The sequence below is a fragment of the Thiolapillus sp. genome, from assembly GCF_048562965.1.
GTDB classification, from domain to species: domain Bacteria; phylum Pseudomonadota; class Gammaproteobacteria; order Chromatiales; family Chromatiaceae; genus Thiolapillus; species Thiolapillus brandeum_A.
The window spans coordinates 1-766 of record NZ_JBHNMF010001233.1; the positions used below are offsets into that span (position 1 = coordinate 1).

The window sequence follows — 766 nt, forward strand, 5'->3', positions numbered from 1 at the left end:
CAGGCGGCGACCAAGCAGGATGCTGCTTGAGATTGGCCAGGATCTGGGCAATATCACTGGCGTAGGAATACGCTTCCGAGAAGGACAGCCAGACCTTGCGCGCTGTCAGGCGCAGGCGGGCACCGATTTTCAGCCGCTTCAGGCGGATCGTCGTGCTCTGGGCCTTGGCGAACGCCGTACCAGTCAGCCCCCAGCCGACGCAGGCCATGCAGCAGGACATAGGCGAAGGAAGAGAAGTACAGCCGCAGTTGGTTCGCCCGCAGGGTGGCACTGCTGGTGCGATCGGCGAACAGTCCCAGTTGCTGCTCCTTGATCCGGTTCTCCATCTCGCCACGGGCATAGTAAAGATCTTCGTATAAATGTTGGGCATCCGCGTCACGGGTGCTCAGGTTAGTGACGACAAAACGCGGATTGGCCTTGCCCGGCAGGTATTCCGCCTTGCCGATCACCCGCCGTTCACAGGACCAGGATTTGCGCGTGCGGTAGCGGAAGTCACGGAAACACCGGGCGGTCTCGCCGGTGCGCTCACAGGCCAGGCGGGCCGCTTCCATTTCTTTGCCCAAGGCCCGTTGCAGACGCTTGTTGCGCGCCAGACCCAGAACATAGCCCACGTCGTTGGTCTCGCACCAGGCCATGATCGCATCTCGGCAGAAACCCGAGTCTGCGCGAATGATGATCCGCGTCTTTGGCCAACGTGCGCGAATCTGACCCACGATGCGTTGCAATTCGTCCACACTGCCTGATGAGGCATCCTTGTCCGCCGTAC

The 766-nt window shown here is 61.2% G+C and carries 1 protein-coding gene and 1 pseudogene; both read right to left on the reverse strand.

The genetic code is table 11. The features are described 5' to 3' along the window. On the reverse strand, positions 1–340 hold a 340-nt coding region (locus ACOCD2_RS23500; protein ID WP_419582485.1), incomplete at its 3' end, for a transposase. Further along, positions 249–734, reverse strand: a pseudogene (locus ACOCD2_RS23505) (transposase); the annotation flags it as partial. The gene ACOCD2_RS23500 and the pseudogene ACOCD2_RS23505, both read right to left, overlap by 92 nt. Positions 735–766 lie beyond the last annotated feature (32 nt).